This window comes from Paenibacillus sp. DRB1-1 (genome assembly GCF_052119485.1).
In the GTDB taxonomy this organism is placed as follows: Bacteria; Bacillota; Bacilli; order Paenibacillales; family Paenibacillaceae; genus Paenibacillus; species Paenibacillus polymyxa_B.
This window is the reverse complement of the sequence record NZ_JBODQH010000001.1, coordinates 544,686-562,432: the sequence shown is the minus strand read 5'-3', so window position 1 is coordinate 562,432 and position 17,747 is coordinate 544,686. Positions and strand designations below refer to the sequence as shown.

Genomic DNA, 17,747 nt, shown 5'->3' with positions numbered 1-17,747 from the left:
TTATTTGTATATATCATAACATGTAAGTATTTATTGTAAGGGATACCGCTACATTTGAACAGTAATAAAAAAGACTGCACCCGTTCGCCAAACAACGGGACAGCCTTCGAAATAATTATATAATTTCTAAATTTTGTATAAGAGAACGAGAAGTCCGGAGGGATAAATTATTTGTAAGTTACTCCACTTGTATAGCGGTTTGTGGCATTCCAGAGTAAATATTCATCCACTTTCATATCCTTAAGCGCTCGAATTTGATCCTCTACTTGAGTTTTCCCATACTTGGCATAATGTCCGCTCCCCAACCAACTTGCGGTAAAATCCTGGATCCAAGGACGAATAATTGGCTTTAGCTTGCCCGTCGGATCGAGCTTTTTGTGGGTATCGGCCATGGAGCCTTTAATCGTCTGGTAAGGATTCTTATCGGGGTCTTTTACACCGAACCAGCCTGTGGTGTAGTGACTTGGATAAACCATGGGCGAAATGACATCCACATTTTCGGAGATTTTAGTGAAATCCTGTCCGATCCCCTCCGCAGCAGGAACGGATGCGGCATATCCGAAAATATCTACCGATACTCGTACACCTAATGGAGCAAGCTCTTTGCGGGCATATTGTACGAATTCAGCGACTGCATCCGAGCGGGATTGATCTGATTTGGTATATTTCAGCTTGTCTGCTCTTTTCTCAAAGCCTTCGGGAAAACGTACATAGTCAAATTGAATTTCCTTAAAACCAAGTTTGGCTGCTTCCTTAGCGATGGCGATATTATAATCCCATACTTCTTTATTATAGGGATTAACGAACCCGTCTCCTTTGCCGTTTTTCCAGACAGAGCCGTCAGGGTTACGGAAAGACATCTCGGGATTTTTGTTGGCCAGTACCGTATCTTTAAATACGACAATACGAGCAATCGGGTAAACATTATGCTTTTTCAATCGGTCCATCAAACCAGAAATATCCCGAATGAATTTTTGCGGCTTGCCCAATTTGAGCAGCTCGGGAGTGGTCGTTGGATAAGTGATGTAACCTGCATCGTCTTTAATATCAATAACCATGGAATTGAGCTCTGTCTTGTCAAGCAGTTCAAGCAACTGGGTCATACGCGAACCGCCTGCGCTATAAGCCGTGACATAGATGCCCTTGATAGCAGGAGTCGTCGGTTGGGGGTCAATTTTAACCGGAGGATTGGAGGCATCCACCTTCATATTATTGTGCTGAGCCTGAATCATGGCGCTACTAATTGTTGTTGCCACCGTATCTTTTACATTTGGAGCGTTGGCTGACTGATCCCCGTTTCCGCCTATCCCCATCGCCAATAGCATAATTGCCCAAATCATATTCATTTCCTAACTCTCTCCCTTATGTATGTCGCTTACCTGATTATACGTAAAGTTATGTATCGAAAAACAACACGCTTGTAACCAATACTGGAATCATCAGGCACAGTCTTACATGATTAACCCAACCGGTGTTCATTGAATCCATAAAAATGCATAAATAATGCCGCTCTCTTCGCGGTCGTAGATGCAACCGGAAGAAGCGGCACTTGGTAAAGAAATTTATTGAAGGTAATTATTGTCTTGATGCTCGCAAATACTGTACTGAATAATTTCTAGCGCATCCGTTGGCTTGAGTATGGCCATCCCGTCCCGAAGCACAATCATCGAGTTCAGCTCATCCTTTTTGAGAGAAGGGAGCATCTCCGGGTACCATCTTAAGACAATGTCGGACAGTTTTACCGTTTCCATTTCCACAAAAATCACCCTTTCCTGCTCGGAATCATTCCAAAAGAATCATTCAATACGATTCGGAAAAGCAAAGTGCCTGTGAAATAGCAGGTAAAGCTGGTCTTTATATACTATGGGAACAGCGCACATATAGTGTACCACAGAAACTGTATTTTGACACTTGGGTTTGTGCTTATCTTCGGCGAAATGAACCCATCACCCCAACCGTTTCCACAATATTGACAAAAGCAGAAGGGTCCACTTCTTTAATGATGCGTTTTAATTCAACTAGCTCGTAGCGTGTCGTGACAGTCATCAGCATGTCCTTTTCGGTATGTGAAAATGCGCCTTCAATTTTTATTTTGCTAACACCGCGTGGTGTGGTCAACATCCGCTCCAGTAGCTTGTCGGTGTGTTCTGTAATAATGTAGACGGTAATCTTCGTGTGACTGACATAGATTTGATCCAATACCTTGCCAGTCACAAAAATAGATAGCATTGACGCAAGTGCGATATTCCAATCATCGTTCAAATATCCTGCTGCAAGAATGACCAGTCCATTCATGCCAACAAGTACAGTTCCTACGGGGAAGTCACGATAACGAGTGACGATGGAACCGATAATGTCAAAACCGCCCGTAGACCCCCCTACCCGAAAGGAAATCCCTGCTCCAACGCCGATCATTACCCCACCAAAAACGGAGGCCAGCAGGGGGTCCGACACGACAGATTGCACCGGCACCCAGGCCAAAATCCACGTTGTAACGACAACGGATAGAATGCTCAGGCTAATAAAACGCTTGCCTAAAATAAACCAGCCTGCAATAAGCATCGGGATATTGATAATAAAATACATCGCGCTGATATCAAATTTTGTGAAGTAGCCGATTAACATGGAAAGCCCGGCTACTCCTCCGCTTAGCAAGTGGTGTGGCACGAGAAACAGATTAAAACCGCATGCAATGGCAGCGGCTCCAAGAATGACAGTTAAGCAGTTTAACACTATTTTTAGCAACTTAATTTCACCTCATTTAAATTATACGGGAAGCAACTTGCTGGTATTCATGAATTGTTCTGTGCTATAATGCGATGTGGATATTCTTGAGTAGGGACCTATGTCCAGAGAAACACTTAAAATTTAAACTGTTTTAAAAAGGATAAATTCGTTTAAGATGTATCGGATAGGTTCCCCAAATTCATTACAGAAAGATGCAGTTATAGGTCTAAATAAACTGTCACTGTATTGGGGAAAACTTATACAATAATATCGCTACTTAAGAATACAGACAACATTGTGGATTGTCCACCACATCCACCATTATGAAGGAGTTTGAATAAATTTGACGACATTTGCAGAATTTGATCTTGAACCGAAAGTAATTCAGGCGATTACAGAACTGGGTTTTGAAGAAGCAACACCAATTCAATCCCAATCCATCCCGATTGCACTGCAAGGCAGAGACATGATTGGCCAAGCCCAAACAGGTACTGGTAAAACTGCTGCGTTTGGTATTCCGCTGATCAACAAAATTTCTAGAAGCGACGAAAAAATCAGAGCCCTGATCATGGCACCAACACGTGAGCTTGCTATCCAGGTAGCTGAAGAAATCGAAAAACTCTCCCGTTTCAAAGGTCTTCGTACTTTGCCAATCTATGGTGGACAAGATATCGTACGCCAGATTCGTGCTTTGAAAAAGAAACCTCAAATTATTATTGGTACGCCAGGACGCTTGCTTGACCATATTAATCGCAAAACCATTAAGCTGGAAGATGTAAACACAGTTGTTTTGGATGAAGCAGATGAAATGTTGGATATGGGCTTCATGGAAGATATTCAATCCATTCTGAAGCAAGTTCCAGACGAGCGCCAAACGATGCTTTTCTCGGCTACAATGCCTCCTAATATTAAAAGATTGGCTGAGCAATTCCTCAAAAATCCTGAGCATGTTTCAGTTATTCCTAAACAAGTTAGTGCTCCACTGATTGATCAGGCCTATATCGAAGTTCCTGAGCGTCAAAAATTCGAAGCATTGAGCCGTTTGATCGACATGGAATCCCCAGAACTTGCTATCGTATTTGGTCGTACTAAGCGTCGGGTAGACGAGCTGGCTGAAGCTCTGCAAAAACGCGGATATTCTGCAGACGGTTTGCACGGTGACTTGTCTCAAAACCAACGTGATGCTGTAATGCGTAAATTCCGTGACGGAAGCATCGATGTGCTCGTAGCGACTGACGTAGCTGCCCGTGGTTTGGACGTTTCCGGCGTAACTCACGTTGTGAACTTTGACCTTCCGCAAGATCCAGAAAGCTATGTTCACCGTATTGGACGTACTGGACGTGCAGGTAAAGAAGGGGAAGCTTGGTCTTTCGTAACGCCTCGTGAAATTGACCATCTGCACTTTATCGAACGTGTAACTCGTCACCGCATTCCACGCAAGCCGCTTCCAACGTTGGCTGAAGCTCTGGAAGGCAAACAACGTATCATTGCTGAACGTCTCCTAGAGGCTGTAGAAAGCGGTGAGCTGAACGAGTACAAAGGTTTGGCTATTCAAATGCTGGAGCAATATGATTCTGTACAACTTCTCTCCGCAGCTCTGAAACTGATGACTGGTGAGAAAAGAGAAGCATCGATTGAGCTGACTCCAGAAGATCCGATCCGTGCAAAACGTCGTAAACCAGACGTGCGTTCTGGTGGTCGCAAGCCTTCCAACTATAGCGGTCGCAGCAACGGTGGTTACAATTCCAACCGTTCTGGCGGTACCGGCGGTAGTGGAAGTAAAGGTGGATATGGCGGTTACAACCGTGGCAAAGAAGGCGGTGGCTACAACCGTGATTCCGGAAGTCGCTACAGTGGAGATCGTAAACCACGCCCGAGCAGCAATGGAGAAACTCGTCGTCCTGCAAGACGTGAAGATTCCTCTTCCGAATAAGAAATGAAATAATGAAAAGTCGAAGCAGATGAAGCTTCGGCTTTTTTGTTATGATTGATCATTATGAATGAACCTTTTAGCGATCTGCTTTAATGGGTCACGTATTGATTTCTCTGGCGTATTAGGGATGAAATACGGTATGATATAGTCAAGAGCCGGAATTTATAGGCATAGCAGCATGAGTCTTGGAACTGCCAAGGCTTGCGGAGGGAGAGACTGACATTGGAGTTTAAAGGAGCTATGGGTGGTATTTACCGGCTGACCGAGTGGATTACCAGACTGGCGGCTACAAATTTGTTATGGGTGTTATGTTCGTCGCCTTTTGTATTCTGCCTCATACTGAAACTACTTGTAATGAATCAGAATTTGGCTAATGAGTCTTTACAAATGAATTGGGCGATGGCTGTTTTGGCACCGCTTACTTTATTTCCAGCCACATCGGCTATGTTCGCAGTGGTTCGCAAATGGGTAATGGGGGATACCGATACGGGCGTGTTTCGTACCTTTTTTAAAGGGTATAAAGAGAATTATAAGCAGAGTCTGATCGGGGGTATCTTTTACACATTGTTGTTTGTCATCATGTATGTGGATTATACCGTATATATGACACAACTCAGCAACTTGCAAATCGTGGGCGTTATTATGCTTATTCTTATCATTATTTTGCTTGTGTCTATGTTTAACTTCTTTTCGATGGTGGCTCATTATCATATGTCTACCGGACAAATTATTAAAAATGCGGTTTTACTGACGCTGATTCGACCATTCCGTGTATTTTCCACCATGCTCGGCAGCGCCGTTGTTATATTTATCGGAGTCAAATATCCTGTGCTTTTCCTATTCTTCATCGGCAGCGTGGTTGCCTGGTTCGCTTTCTTTAATTTTTATGGAACATTCCTCAAAATGCAGGATCAAATGGAAAAGATGAAGCAGAAAGATGAAGATACGGCAACCATTGAAGACAAGAAAAGTGATAACCTCTAAAAATAAAACATATTTCTCCTAGCATTTACTTTCTGAGTGAGAAGCGCTATAATAAGGTCACATCCTGCGATGCACGTTACGGTCATTTGTTGTTTTGAACCAATGACAATGTCTAGGGAGATCTATACGGATGAACAGCTGAAAAGCCCTGTCAATTCCTGACAAGGGGACTTCAAAAGTTTATCCTGCGGTCACCCACCTGCTAAAGCAGGTTCAGAAGACGCTATGGTCGGACGGCATCGGCGGGTACTCCAAAGATAACGAATACACTCTGTTTATGCTTCGTGCAGAAACAGGGTGTTTTTTGTATGCAACAATGTTAAACTAAGACATGAGGTACTAAGGTCGCATACCACAGGTATGGTCGGTTAACTTTTTGTTGTTTAACGTTTTTATAAAGCGCTTGCAGCAAAAAAACCGATGTGCTGCATTATGGCAACGATTATCGTGAAGGAGGAAATGTCTTGTCGTTGAAGAGGACTCTGGTAGGGATTGTGCGCAGCCAAGAAGGTACAAGCGACCGGGTCAAGGACCCCCAAATGAAGACACGCTATTATAACTTATCGAGAGACAAGGCTTGGGAAGAAGTATCATCTATTTTGAAAAAAATTCCTGGCTACAAGGTACTCCATGAGGTAGCATCTGTAGGTGAGATTACGTTAGAGAAGCGAACGGCGTTCGGTAGAACCGTCGACATTACCGTTTCTATATTGTCCGTCTCGCCAGTTCGGAGTGCGGTGGATATTTATTCTGCTTCACGCGGATCGCTAGGGGACTTGGGCGCGAATTACCGCATCATTTTGCAATTGTTCGCTGTGATTGACAAGAAGCTGTCCGCTCATAAGGTCGTGCAGTAATTGTAGATGTGTGAGCAGTGATGTGGCAGACAAACGTCAAAAAAAGCGAGGAAGGCAACCCTTCACTCGCTTTTTTAATATTCAGTCTTGATTTAGACGAGTTTTTTCACTGCTGCAATCGCTTGGTCATAGTCAGGATGTTCGGACATTTCGCTCAAGTATTCTACGTAAGCGATTTTGTCATTTTGATCAATCACAAAAATAGCTCTATGATCCAAATGGAATTCCTTGATGAATACACCATAAGCTTCGCCGAAGGAATGATCCTTATAGTCGGACAGTGTCAATACGCGGTCGATACCGGCAGCACCGCACCAACGAGCTTGAGCGAAAGGCAGATCGACGCTGACAGTCAGCACCACGACTTGATCCCCAAGGGAATCAGCTTCCTGGTTAAAACGTCGAGTCTGTGCGTCACACACGCCTGTATCCAAAGAAGGGACAACACTGATCAATTTGACTTTGCCTGCAAAGTCTTGGAGCGTAGCTGCTTCTAGCAGGTTTTTCTGTAATTTGAAATCAGGTGCCTGATCTCCAACCTTCAGTTCAGGACCTAAGAGTGTCAAAGGATTGCCTTTAAAAGTAGCAGCTCCTGTACGTTCTTGTGCCATATGTAATAGCCTCCTTGGTTTTTAGCATTGGTTATCGTTGCCGAAATCTATTATAATCTTTTATAAAAGACATTGTCCAATTTGAATAAGGTGGAGACACCCATGAAGGAAGGATTGCCTTGATTTTTTTACGTTATGAGAACTGGAAAAGTTATTTGCGGTTTTACCCATTAACCTGTCTGATTCTGCTCATTAATATTGTGATGTTTATTGTACTCACCGTACAGGGTGGATCGGAAAATAGTTTGACGTTGATCCGATATGGAGCTTTGATTAATGAAGCGCCATTCACTGATCAACTGTGGCGATATGTATCAGCCATGTTTTTACATGCAGGGTTTGATCATCTTCTGTTCAATTCCTTCGCCATACTCGTCTTCGCTCCTCCGCTGGAGCGTTTGCTGGGGTCCTTCCGCTATGTGTTATTGTATCTGGTCACGGGCATTGTAGGGAACATACTGTCCATCGCGCATTACAATATGATGACGGAAACGACAGTCTCTGTAGGAGCTTCAGGAGCGATTTATGGCATCTATGGAGCGTTTCTATACGTTGCCCTGTTCCAGCGGTCATTGATGGATGACGCCTCGCGCAAAACGCTGTACACGCTGCTTGGGTTTGGTATCCTGTTTTCTTTCGCTGTAGCGAATATTAACTGGACCGCTCACTTCGGGGGATTGCTCAGTGGGTTTTTCCTTTATGGATTAATGATCAGATTGACTGGCCAACGCAAACGTCACTAAAGACAGTTTTACCGTTAGTTAGCAGGGAAGAAAGAGGATAATGTTCGATTGACGTCTTCTTCCGGATGTTGAAAAACAGATTGGAGCGAATATCGGAGTGGAATTACGACAGTTGCAATACTTCATGAAGGTAGCGCAAAAAGAACATGTCACTCAGGCAGCCGAGGAGTTACATGTGGCGCAATCTGCGGTAAGTCGGCAAATTCATCAGCTTGAAGAGGAGCTGGGAGTCAATCTTTTTATGCAAAAGGGTCGCAATTTGCAGCTTACGCCAGTGGGACAACTATTTTGCAAACGGGTTGAGACGATTATAAAAGATCTAGAGCGAGCTGTTTTGGAAGTTCATGAGTTTTTGGATCCTGAGGGGGGCGAAATCCGCATCGGTTTTCCGCACAGTTTGGGGATTCATCTTATTCCTACAGTGGTGGCTGAATTCCGAAAGCGGTATCCCAATGTTAAATTCAGATTTAAACAGGGGATGTACCCGAGTTTAATTCGTGATGTGTTAGCGGGGGAGGTGGATTTGGCTTTTGTATCTCCTTTTCCGGATCGTCATGATCATGTAGAGGGGGACGTGGTACTAACCGAGGAGCTGTTTGCTGTTCTCCCGCCCAATCATCCTTTAGCTACGGCCAAACACATCACGCTGAGTCAGCTTAAAGGAGAAAAATTCATCCTGTTCAGAGATGGATATTCGTTACGTCCGATTGTCTGGCAGGCTTGTCTGGAGGCAGGATTTACGCCGGATATCGCTTTTGAAGGTGAAGAGACAGATACGATTCGCGGATTAGTTGCAGCTGGTATGGGAGTCAGTCTTTTGCCTGAAATGGCGTTGTTTCAGACCAACCCGCTTCAACCTGCAAGAGTGTCGATTGTTGATCCAGAGGTCACGCGTACTATTGGCTTGATTCATCGCAGAGATGATAAATTACCATTAGTTGCAAAGTCATTCCGAACTTTTTTGTTGCAATATTTTGGCCTTAAAGGTAGTGCTGCTATTCCGAATGGAATTGCTAAAGCGGATTTAGGGCAGTGAGTATAGCTGATTGGTTTTAGATAAAGAAAAAAGGTTGTTCCTCTTGGTGAAGGAACAACCTTTTTTGTAATACAAGCAATTAATCCCGGCTGTTAAAGATACCGATTAAGCGGATTAGTTCCAGCAAGGAAACGAGAGCAGCAGCCACATAAGTTAATGCAGCAGCATTTAATACTTTGGCTATACCCCGTTCTTCGTCACTACGGATAAACCCTTCGGAAACCATAATTTCTCGGGCACGGTTGGAAGCATTAAATTCAACCGGTAATGTAATTAATTGAAAAGCAACAGTAGCTGAGAAAAAGATGATACCCAAGCCAATCAGGTTCGTGTAGCTGAATAAGAAACCAGCAATCAGCAGAAACGGTGCAATCCCGGAAGCGAAGTTTACGATCGGAAAGATCCGGTGACGGAGTGCCAGCATGGGATAATGCTCTTTATGCTGAATGGCATGACCAACCTCGTGACAAGCTACGGCAACTGCAGAAATGGATTTTTCATAATAAACGGGCTCGGACAGCCGTACGACTCTTTGTATTGGATCATAATGGTCAGATAAAGCACCAGGTACTGGTTCAATAGGCACATCATGCAAACCATTGCGATCCAGCATGTGCCGAGCTGCATCATAACCGGTCAACCCATTTTCGTTTGGGACATCAGACCATTTATTAAAAGTACCTTTTACACGGAATTGCGCCCATAAGGATAATCCGAACGCAAGAATAATCAATATATACATACCCATCATAAAGCAACCCTCCATTATTGTTCATCACTAGCCCGGGCATCTACATCATAGAACTATGCTCCAGCAGATACTTCAGAGCTTCGATACAAGCGGCGCTTTGTGGTAGTAGACCAGTAAGCAATTTGCGCGCTTGAACGGGCTTGAGCTGCCCCAGAAGAGGCTGTAGTTCATTGACTTCACGTTCCAGACGCTGCATGTGCATCTCTAGACTCGTTAGTTTGTCAGTGACGTGCTCTTCCCCTGCGACCGAGTTCCATTTAATCAGTGTTTGTCTGATTTCCTCGAGGCTATACTTCTCTTGTTTCATTTGGTTAATACGTTCAAGCCTGTTTAAGGTTTCATCATTATAGAGCCGATAATTTTTCAATGATCGTTCTTCAGGTGTGATCAAACCAAGCTTTGTGTAATAATCAATAGTTCGTTCGCTGACACCAGCCGTCTTGGCTAGCTCACCAATTCGATACAGCTTCATATCCCCATCTGTCTTCACCTCGCGCTCTTCGTTCAACCTTCAATATTAGCATTTGCAAACGGAGTGTTTATAAAGAATATTTTACATGATTCGCAACCATACAGTCAAACGTCATGCTTTTTTTTAGATAGAAACAAGCTACTTTTACAGTTAGTAAATATGACATGAAGTGTTTGAGACCGCGTTTTTTTAACATAATAAAAAAAATCTTGTCAACTTTCATGTATTCTGATTATAATGACAATAAGAATTTCACGAAATGTAAAGAAACTTAACATTCGAGGGAGTGGGCTTCATGAGAAAAAAGTGGTTAGTTGTATTATTGGCCATGCTGACAGTATTAGCTTTTCCGGTAGGTGCGTTTGCTGCTGACGGTCCGACAAATATTCAACTTCAAGCTGGGCTAAACACGGCCTTTACGTTCTTGGCATTTATACTTGTATTTTTTATGCAAGCGGGATTTGCATTGCTGGAGGCAGGCTCGACACGAATGAAGAATGCGGGCCATGTCGCTGGTAAAACGATTCTCACCACGGGTGTTGCTGCTTTGTCCTTCTGGGCACTTGGATTTGGATTCGGCTTTGGTAATGATGGCGGCAACGGATTTATGGGACTGACGGGTTTCTTCATGAGTGGTACAGATGCTGCAGTATCGTTTGATGCTCTTTCAGGTTTGGATGTTCCGATTACAATTATGTTTTTGTTCCACTTTGCTTTCGCTGCGGTATCACTTTCTATCGCATGCGGGGGGATGGCAGAGCGTGCAAAATTAAGTGTATACATTATCTTCGGTATTTTATTCTCCATCGTAATCTATCCGGTTGTAGCTCACTGGGTGTGGGGCGGCGGATGGCTTGGTAAGTTGGGAATGCAGGATTATGCTGGTTCGACGGTAGTCCATTTGACAGGCGCTACGGCGGCACTCGTCGCTACACTGCTGCTCAAACCGCGTCTGGGCAAGTTCAATAAAGATGGCAAGCCGAACATTATCCCTGGTCATAATCAGGTGTACTCTATCTTGGGTGTTATTATTCTCTGGTTTGGTTGGTTTGGATTTAACCCAGGTAGTGCTGTATCGGCTATGAATGACGGATTCTTTGGATATGTGGCCTTGACTACCAATATTGCTGCTGCGGCAGGTGGGGTTTTCGCTTTGCTCGTATCCTGGATGGTATACGGAAAGGCAGATATTCCTGCTATGCTAAACGGTGTGCTGGCGGCTTTGGTTGCCATTACTGGTTCTTGTGCCTTTGTAGCACCTTGGGCGGCACTGGTCATTGGTGCAGTTGCAGGGATCGTCACTTTCTTCACAGCGCAATGGTTCGAGCGTGCAAGAGTAGATGACCCGGTATATGCTTTCTCCGTGCATGGTGTTGCAGGGATGTGGGGCGCAGTGTCTACAGGGTTCTTCGCTACTCCTGAGCTTGTAAAAATAACAGGTGTAGGTCAAGCGGGTCTGTTCTATAGTGGTGGATTTACACAATTAGGGGTACAGCTGCTTGGACTGATAGGCACCTTGGCTTTCGTGTTCGTCATTTCCTTCATTATTCTGGGTGCGATGAAAGCGATTATGGGTATTCGCGTTACGGAAGAGGAAGAAACGATGGGACTGGATATCAGTGAACACGGTACGTACGGCTATCCTGAGCAAATGAAGTTGGTTGCCGAGGCTGAAAAGCGTTCTGGAATTGTGAACTAATATGTAAAATATAAAGAACCAGTATGGATGAGCGGAGGAGATGGAAGTATGGAACTGCAAAATATGGCCCCTTGGGTGAGTTCCGCCGAAGCGATTGATCATGCAGATACACCTGAATCGCTAAGGCAGGCCAGGGTCGACTCTCAAAAATGGCTGCTGGCTTCCCAAGCCTCCGCTCCGTTATCAGACTGGTTACGAACGGCGAATGAAATGCATGACCGCATCGCGGCCAGAGCTGTACAAATGTGCGAAAAAGGGATGGTTGAGGATGGCTTCGGGCCTCCTCCCGTCCCTTACGCATTTATAGCCTTCGGAAGCATGGGGCGCTCGGAATCGACGCTGTGGAGTGACCAGGATAACGGTATGATTATCAGTGACACAATATCTGCTGACAAAGAATTGTATTTTAGAGAGTTTGGTCGCAGAGTGTCTGCGATGTTAGAGTATTTGGGATATCCCAAATGTGAAGGGAAAGTAATGTGCTCGGAGCCCTTGTGGCGTCAAACATTGTCTGAATGGCAAAAACAGCTAACGAAATGGTCGGATGATTTTGCTTGGGAGCCGATCCGTTATCTGATTATCTCGTCTGATATGAGGCATATCGCTGGAGATGAGCGATTATCTGCAAACTGGAAACGAAGTTTTTATGAGTTGTTCCGAAAACATCCTGATTTACCCTCGGCGGTACTTAGGAACACAGTGAGGCATAAAGCGACACTTAATATTTTAGGTCAGATCGTTACTGAGCGCTTCGGTGAGCATGCGGGCGATTTTGATGTGAAATACGGGTTGTACATTCCGCTGGTGAACACAGTCCGTTTTTTGGCATTGCAACATGGTGTGGAGGAAACCTCTACCTTCAAAAGGCTCAGTCGTCTCGCATCGCTGGAAGCGGCACCGTTGCCTTTACTCGATGCTTGCGAGCGAGCCTTTCGGATTGCGCTTCAGCTACGAATGGCTACGCCAGTGAAGGAGAATAATGGGTTGCTGGTCAGCAATGGCTACCTGGCTGTAAAGCCGCTGAAACAAGGTAAAGGCTGGCATGAGTTGCGTGAGGCGCTTTCGACGGTACGACGGCTGCATCGTGCGTTGCAAAGGCAGTTGCGATTTATGGAAGGGAGAAGGTCATGAAGGAACCAGCGCAGGGAAGTGGCTTCTGGAGCGCTCTCCGCAGAGGAGGAGTGCCGTCTGCGATCGCGTCTGTAATGGGGGCTCCTACGGCTCAGCAGATGGCGTTTATTCGCTCCTTAACCCGGGAGCAACGGCGCTCTGAAGTATTGCGGACCCCGCTGGATCGTTTGGAGACGGTAGTTTTTGATCTGGAGACAACGGGATTTTCAGCACAGCATGGTGATGAGATTTTATCGTTCGGGGCGATTCGGGTTGTCGGGGACAGGATTATGGAAAAAGAGCAGTTTTATACGCTTGTTAATCCACGGACTGTGATTCCTGAGCACATTACCGAGCTAACTGGGATTACCCGGGAAATGACGGATCAAGCTCCACCACTTATGAATGGACTGCACGACTTTATGTCCTTTGTAGGTGGTCGAGTACTTGTAGCACATGCTAGCGCTCATGATAAGGCCTTTTTGAATGCTGCATTATGGAAAACATCTAAAGTCCAATTGACTCATCGTGTTCTGGATACGATGATGCTTGCCAAATGGCTCGAGCCACAGCAACATCAAACCTACAGTTTGGATGAATTGTTGGCCTACCAATCCATTTCGATTGAAGGACGGCACCATGCGTTAGAGGATGCGAAAATGACGGCTAAGCTGTGGGTTGCGTATGTTCAGGAAATGCTGAAGCGTAACGTGACCAATTTGGCAGATGTCTACGCGCATCTAAGTCATGCCTGATTCAGTACAAGGCATAGCATTCATATACACATAAAAACAGCAAGTTCGCGATTTCGTGGGTTTGCTGTTTTTTTGCGTCCAGTTCAGATTTAGAAGGTTAGAGGTGGGAACAGTATGGGCATCCTATGAGAAGGTAAGGGTCATTTAGATGAAAGACAGGTGATAAGACGTGAAAAGATTTCTTTTCATCAGAGCGATGGTTATGCTGGTTGTGATTGGGGCTTCATGTGGAGTTATTGCAAACACAACTTATGCAGCAAGCCTGTCCTTAAAAAATGTACCATTAAAAGAGGAATATGGTAGAGAAAGACTTGAAGCTGAGAAAGAGGTAGAAGCTAAAACACATGCGGTAGAGGTAATGAAAAAGATAAAGCCTGGGCAACGGCTTCCTTCTATGATTTTAAAGGGGTTAAATGGCAAGTCCTACGATGTAGGGGCCACGGGCAATAAAGCTTTGGTTATTAGCTTTTGGGCTTCGTGGTGCGACCCGTGCCGATTAGAAGCGCCTATGCTGAATGAGTTGTATAGTAAGTACAAAGATGATGTGGATGTTTATGGTATCAATGTAACTCGCTATGATCGATTGGAGGATGTACAGAAGTTTTCCCGCTCTTTGGATCTCCAATTTCCCGTTTTACTTGATGAGCAAGGAGCATTGTTTGAACGATTTGGAGGGGTGGCTTTTCCGACCCATGTACTGGTTGATCATCATGGACAGGTCCGCGAAATCATAATTGGCATGCTCGATGAGCAGGAGTTGGAACGCAAAATAGAAACTCTTCAAAAAAAGAAGGTGTCTTTGGGAGCCGAGTAGACAGCCAAAGGCACCTTATAGCTCATGCGAGCACCTGATTAGTGATTAACTAATCCATGATGAGTAAGCTCTGCCTGATCGTTTTTTGGAGTTGGTGCTTCCAACAATGCGTAACGGAAACTGTCCAAGAGAGCTTCCCAGCTGGCTTCAATTACATTTTCGGATACACCTACGTTACTCCAGACGTCCTCGTAATTTTTAGACTCAATGAGCACACGTACCTTGGCGGCAGTGGCATCCTTTTCGTCAAGCACACGTACCTTGTAGTCAGCCAAATGCATGTCCCGCAAGGCAGGGAAATATTGAGAAAGAGCCTTGCGGAGTGCGTTATCGAGCGCGTTGACAGGACCGTTGCCTTCAGCTGCGGTATAGACACTCGTCCCTGCGACATTCAGTTTCAAGAATGCCTCGGATACGACCGGGCGGCCGGCTGTTTTCTCTACCAGCACTTTGAAGGACTCAAAAGAGAACATTTCCTTCACTTCACCGCCTGCTTCACGAATGAGCAGTTCGAGCGAGGCATCCGCGCCTTCAAACTGGTATCCCTGATGCTCCAGTTCCTTGATGCGGCTAATTACGCCACGTGCCTCATCACTGGATGGGTCAAGGGTGATGCCCAGCTCTTGCGCTTTGGATACCACGTTGCTTTGCCCGGCCAGTTCGGAGACCAAAACCCGCTGTTTGTTTCCCACGAGTTCAGGAGCGATGTGCTCATAAGTTCGCGAGTCGCGCAGAATGGCTGACACGTGGATGCCGCCCTTATGGGCAAAAGCTGCATTGCCAACATAAGGCTGGTTCACAGGCATATTGACGTTGGCGACTTCGCTGACAAAGCGGGCTGTATTGTGGAGTTGATTTAACTTTTCAATATCTAGACAGTCGTAGCCCAGTTTGAGCTGCAAATTAGGAATGACGGAGCACAGGTTTGCGTTACCACACCGTTCACCGTAGCCGTTGATGGTACCCTGAACCTGCCTTGCGCCTGCTTGTACAGCACTTAGAGAGTTCGCTACTGCCAATTCGCAGTCATTGTGTGTATGAATACCCAACTGTGACCTCGTTATCTGGCTTTGCAGCATAGTGACAATTTCCTGAATCTCATGCGGTAGGGTACCGCCGTTTGTATCGCACATCACGAGCCAATCAGCGCCTGCTTCTTCAGCTTTTTTCATAACGGCCATTGCATACTCGGGATTGTTTTTATATCCGTCGAAAAAATGTTCGGCATCAAAAATAACCTCCATGCCCCCTTGCTTTAAAAAGGCAATGGAGTCGTAAATCATAGACAGATTTTCCTCCAGTGTCGTCTGTAAGGCGGTGTGCACATGAAAATCCCATGATTTACCCACAAGTGTAGCAGCCTGAGCGCCGGATTCCAGAATTCGTTGCAGATTGACATCCTGTGCTGCGATGCTATCTTTGCGGCGCGTGCTACCGAAGGCGACAATCTTTGCCTGAAGGCCCAGCTCTTGTACCCGTTTGAAAAATTCGATATCCTTGCTGTTGCTTCCGGGAATCCCGCCTTCAATATAATGAACACCGAGATCATCGAGTTTTTTGGCGATTTTCAATTTGTCATCAGCAGACAAGCTAATTCCTTCTCCTTGAGTGCCGTCTCGCAGCGTTGTGTCAAAGATAGAAATAGCGGTGGACATGAGGGACTCCTCCTTTGCGGATTGCTCAGATTGGTGATGCTCTGCTTTTTTAAGCACATTAATTTAGTTGTTTAACGCTTAAAAACAGGAAAGCGTTAGTTTGTCGTGTTCGTATGTTAGTCGATTATATCAACTTATGACTTCAATTGTAATATATAATTATCATTTTTAGCCGCAAAACCTTTATTTTTTATGTAAAATAGAAATAGCATTTAAGGGTGTCTCAAGTATAAAATCAAAACACATATTCCCGCGGTGACGGGTGAATTTACAGTTAAAAAGAAGGGTTGAGCATGAAAGATGTCAGTGCTTATTATCCGGCTGGTGGGCGAGTTATTCTACATGTGGATATGAATGCATTTTATTGTTCCGTTCATGCAGCGGAGGAGCCGGAGAAATATAAGGGACTGCCTACCGCGGTGGCAGGCAGTAGTGAGCTGCGCAAAGGTGTAATTGTAACCTGCTCTTATGAAGCCCGACGATTGGGCATTTCAACAGGGATGGTCGTTCAGCAGGCTCGCCGGATCTGTCCACAGCTCATTGTAATACAGCCTGATTTTCACTTGTATCGTCGGTATTCCAAAGCATTTATGAGCATTGCATATTCGTATACGCCTATGCTTGAAGCGACTTCAATTGATGAGTGCTATCTGGATATTTCTGGATCCAAACAGTTTGGAACACCTATGGAAATTGCTGAGGAAATCCAGCGCAGAGTAGAAGACGAGCTGGGCCTGCCCTGTTCAATTGGAGTTGCTCCTAACAAGTTGCTGGCCAAAATGGCTTCTGATCTGAAAAAACCACGCGGGATATCTATTCTACGTTTGCGTGATGTACCCAATATTTTGTGGAATCTTCCTTGTGGTCAATTGTTTGGTGTGGGCCGCAAAACGGCAGATAAGCTTCTACAAATGAATATTCGTACCATTGGGCAACTGGCTAAGGCCGATGAGCATATGCTGGTTGGCGTATTTGGTGTGACGGGTTCGTGGTTAAAATTGGCCGCTAACGGAATTAACCATTCACCAGTCAGCGCTGAACGGGAGCCAAACAAGTCCATTGGTCACACGACTACCCTGCCTATGGATGTGGTAAAGCTGGAAGAAGCCCAACGGGTACTTCTTAACATTAGTGATCAGGTAGCCCGGCGGCTTCGACGACACGGTATGCTGGCAGGAGGTATACAATTGACGATTCGGACGCCGGATATGAAGACCTTTACGCGTTCTCAAGTCAGGAGCACTCCTACGGAAAGCGCAGAGGACATATATAAGGAAGCTTGTGCGTTGTATCGTCGCCATTGGGGAGAAGATAAGCCTGTGCGCTTACTGGGGATTACGTTACAGCAGCTCATTCCAAAGGAGGAAGCGGCCGTTCAAATGGATTTATTTGAATACCAGGATCAGCCTAAGAAAGAAAGTTTATTGAAGACGATGGATGCGCTGCGCGACAAGTTTGGTGAAAATGCAATTTTGACCGCTGGGATGCTGGGAGATGATCCTTCGGTACTTCTTCGCAACTCCAAGCTGCGCGGAACTTCGCTGCAAAAAGACAATCTACCAACTCCGGAGTGAGCTATTGGATAGATTATTGCAAGCAT

Annotated in this window: 17 protein-coding genes and 1 other RNA gene; 11 read left to right on the top strand and 7 right to left on the bottom strand. The window is 45.2% G+C overall.

Annotated features, from left to right (window positions below; translation table 11 throughout):
• Window positions 1–167: 167 nt before the first annotated feature.
• The 3 genes from ACQW03_RS02510 to ACQW03_RS02500 all read right to left on the bottom strand — a co-directional run bounded on the left by ACQW03_RS02510 (window position 168) and on the right by ACQW03_RS02500 (window position 2,745).
• Window positions 168–1,346, bottom strand: a complete 1,179-nt coding sequence (locus tag ACQW03_RS02510) for a putative glycoside hydrolase (protein WP_028542824.1) — start codon at window positions 1,344–1,346, stop codon at window positions 168–170.
• A gap of 216 nt (window positions 1,347–1,562) precedes the next feature.
• Window positions 1,563–1,751 (bottom strand): hypothetical protein, encoded by a 189-nt coding sequence (locus ACQW03_RS02505; RefSeq protein ID WP_080683009.1) that lies wholly within the window; start codon window positions 1,749–1,751, stop codon window positions 1,563–1,565.
• A gap of 172 nt (window positions 1,752–1,923) precedes the next feature.
• Window positions 1,924–2,745, bottom strand: coding sequence for a YitT family protein (locus ACQW03_RS02500; RefSeq protein WP_025722295.1), 822 nt, complete (start codon window positions 2,743–2,745; stop codon window positions 1,924–1,926).
• A 325-nt stretch (window positions 2,746–3,070) separates the two neighbouring features.
• Here ACQW03_RS02500 and ACQW03_RS02495 point away from each other — a divergent pair, with 325 nt between their 5' ends.
• From ACQW03_RS02495 to ACQW03_RS02480, 4 genes are all read left to right on the top strand, one after another.
• The gene (locus ACQW03_RS02495; protein WP_023988018.1) at window positions 3,071–4,660 is read left to right on the top strand and encodes a DEAD/DEAH box helicase; all 1,590 of its coding nucleotides are present in this window, start codon (window positions 3,071–3,073) and stop codon (window positions 4,658–4,660) included.
• A 222-nt stretch (window positions 4,661–4,882) separates the two neighbouring features.
• Complete coding sequence (locus ACQW03_RS02490; RefSeq protein WP_071640254.1) at window positions 4,883–5,644, top strand: YesL family protein; 762 nt, start codon at window positions 4,883–4,885, stop codon at window positions 5,642–5,644.
• A gap of 58 nt (window positions 5,645–5,702) precedes the next feature.
• Window positions 5,703–5,897: non-coding RNA, 6S RNA (ssrS, locus tag ACQW03_RS02485), on the top strand.
• A gap of 211 nt (window positions 5,898–6,108) precedes the next feature.
• Complete coding sequence (locus ACQW03_RS02480; RefSeq protein ID WP_013309718.1) at window positions 6,109–6,501, top strand: DUF1499 domain-containing protein; 393 nt, start codon at window positions 6,109–6,111, stop codon at window positions 6,499–6,501.
• 92 nt (window positions 6,502–6,593) lie between these two features.
• Here ACQW03_RS02480 and tpx read toward each other — a convergent pair whose 3' ends face one another.
• Window positions 6,594–7,112 (bottom strand): thiol peroxidase, encoded by a 519-nt coding sequence (gene tpx, locus ACQW03_RS02475; protein ID WP_023988020.1) that lies wholly within the window; start codon window positions 7,110–7,112, stop codon window positions 6,594–6,596.
• Between the two features lie 119 nt (window positions 7,113–7,231).
• Here tpx and ACQW03_RS02470 point away from each other — a divergent pair, with 119 nt between their 5' ends.
• Both ACQW03_RS02470 and ACQW03_RS02465 read left to right on the top strand, forming a co-directional pair.
• Window positions 7,232–7,855, top strand: coding sequence for a rhomboid family intramembrane serine protease (locus tag ACQW03_RS02470; protein ID WP_071640256.1), 624 nt, complete (start codon window positions 7,232–7,234; stop codon window positions 7,853–7,855).
• Window positions 7,856–7,952: 97 nt separating this feature from the next.
• Window positions 7,953–8,891, top strand: a complete 939-nt coding sequence (locus ACQW03_RS02465; RefSeq protein WP_071640258.1) for a LysR family transcriptional regulator — start codon at window positions 7,953–7,955, stop codon at window positions 8,889–8,891.
• Window positions 8,892–8,970: 79 nt separating this feature from the next.
• Here the strand turns inward: ACQW03_RS02465 and ACQW03_RS02460 are convergent, their stop codons facing one another.
• Window positions 8,971–9,642 carry a zinc metallopeptidase gene (locus tag ACQW03_RS02460; RefSeq protein WP_013309722.1) on the bottom strand — a complete coding sequence of 224 codons (672 nt, stop codon included), beginning with the start codon at window positions 9,640–9,642 and terminating at the stop codon, window positions 8,971–8,973.
• A gap of 40 nt (window positions 9,643–9,682) precedes the next feature.
• Window positions 9,683–10,114 carry a MerR family transcriptional regulator gene (locus ACQW03_RS02455; protein ID WP_049816952.1) on the bottom strand — a complete coding sequence of 144 codons (432 nt, stop codon included), beginning with the start codon at window positions 10,112–10,114 and terminating at the stop codon, window positions 9,683–9,685.
• 295 nt (window positions 10,115–10,409) lie between these two features.
• Here ACQW03_RS02455 and ACQW03_RS02450 point away from each other — a divergent pair, with 295 nt between their 5' ends.
• The 4 genes from ACQW03_RS02450 to ACQW03_RS02435 all read left to right on the top strand — a co-directional run bounded on the left by ACQW03_RS02450 (window position 10,410) and on the right by ACQW03_RS02435 (window position 14,492).
• Window positions 10,410–11,813 carry an ammonium transporter gene (locus ACQW03_RS02450; protein ID WP_441948107.1) on the top strand — a complete coding sequence of 468 codons (1,404 nt, stop codon included), beginning with the start codon at window positions 10,410–10,412 and terminating at the stop codon, window positions 11,811–11,813.
• A 48-nt stretch (window positions 11,814–11,861) separates the two neighbouring features.
• Window positions 11,862–12,944, top strand: coding sequence for a DUF294 nucleotidyltransferase-like domain-containing protein (locus ACQW03_RS02445; RefSeq protein WP_441948105.1), 1,083 nt, complete (start codon window positions 11,862–11,864; stop codon window positions 12,942–12,944).
• On the top strand, window positions 12,941–13,678 hold the full coding sequence (locus ACQW03_RS02440) for an exonuclease domain-containing protein (protein ID WP_441948103.1): 738 nt from the start codon (window positions 12,941–12,943) through the stop codon (window positions 13,676–13,678). The genes ACQW03_RS02445 and ACQW03_RS02440 overlap by 4 nt, the downstream gene beginning before the upstream one ends.
• 169 nt (window positions 13,679–13,847) lie before the next feature.
• Window positions 13,848–14,492 (top strand): TlpA family protein disulfide reductase, encoded by a 645-nt coding sequence (locus ACQW03_RS02435; RefSeq protein ID WP_441948101.1) that lies wholly within the window; start codon window positions 13,848–13,850, stop codon window positions 14,490–14,492.
• Between the two features lie 38 nt (window positions 14,493–14,530).
• On the opposite strand, the gene cimA is transcribed toward ACQW03_RS02435, so the two are convergent.
• The gene (gene cimA, locus ACQW03_RS02430) at window positions 14,531–16,147 is read right to left on the bottom strand and encodes a citramalate synthase (protein ID WP_013309728.1); all 1,617 of its coding nucleotides are present in this window, start codon (window positions 16,145–16,147) and stop codon (window positions 14,531–14,533) included.
• 293 nt (window positions 16,148–16,440) lie between these two features.
• Between cimA and ACQW03_RS02425 the strand changes: the two genes are divergently transcribed.
• A complete protein-coding gene (locus tag ACQW03_RS02425; RefSeq protein ID WP_071640266.1) occupies window positions 16,441–17,721 on the top strand; it encodes a DNA polymerase IV in 1,281 nt (426 codons plus the stop codon).
• The last annotated feature ends 26 nt before the right edge of the window (window positions 17,722–17,747 follow it).

Excerpts from the sequence above, each read along its gene's own strand:
- ACQW03_RS02460 (WP_013309722.1), bottom strand. The coding sequence starts at position 9,642 with ATGATGGGTATGTATATATTGATTATTCTTGCGTTCGGATTATCCTTA.
- cimA (WP_013309728.1), bottom strand. The coding sequence starts at position 16,147 with ATGTCCACCGCTATTTCTATCTTTGACACAACGCTGCGAGACGGCACT.
- ACQW03_RS02510 (WP_028542824.1), bottom strand. The coding sequence starts at position 1,346 with ATGAATATGATTTGGGCAATTATGCTATTGGCGATGGGGATAGGCGGA.
- ACQW03_RS02455 (WP_049816952.1), bottom strand. The coding sequence starts at position 10,114 with ATGAAGCTGTATCGAATTGGTGAGCTAGCCAAGACGGCTGGTGTCAGC.
- ACQW03_RS02425 (WP_071640266.1), top strand. The coding sequence starts at position 16,441 with ATGAAAGATGTCAGTGCTTATTATCCGGCTGGTGGGCGAGTTATTCTA.
- ACQW03_RS02450 (WP_441948107.1), top strand. The coding sequence starts at position 10,410 with ATGAGAAAAAAGTGGTTAGTTGTATTATTGGCCATGCTGACAGTATTA.
- ACQW03_RS02505 (WP_080683009.1), bottom strand. The coding sequence starts at position 1,751 with ATGGAAACGGTAAAACTGTCCGACATTGTCTTAAGATGGTACCCGGAG.
- tpx (WP_023988020.1), bottom strand. The coding sequence starts at position 7,112 with ATGGCACAAGAACGTACAGGAGCTGCTACTTTTAAAGGCAATCCTTTG.
- ACQW03_RS02445 (WP_441948105.1), top strand. The coding sequence starts at position 11,862 with ATGGAACTGCAAAATATGGCCCCTTGGGTGAGTTCCGCCGAAGCGATT.
- ACQW03_RS02440 (WP_441948103.1), top strand. The coding sequence starts at position 12,941 with ATGAAGGAACCAGCGCAGGGAAGTGGCTTCTGGAGCGCTCTCCGCAGA.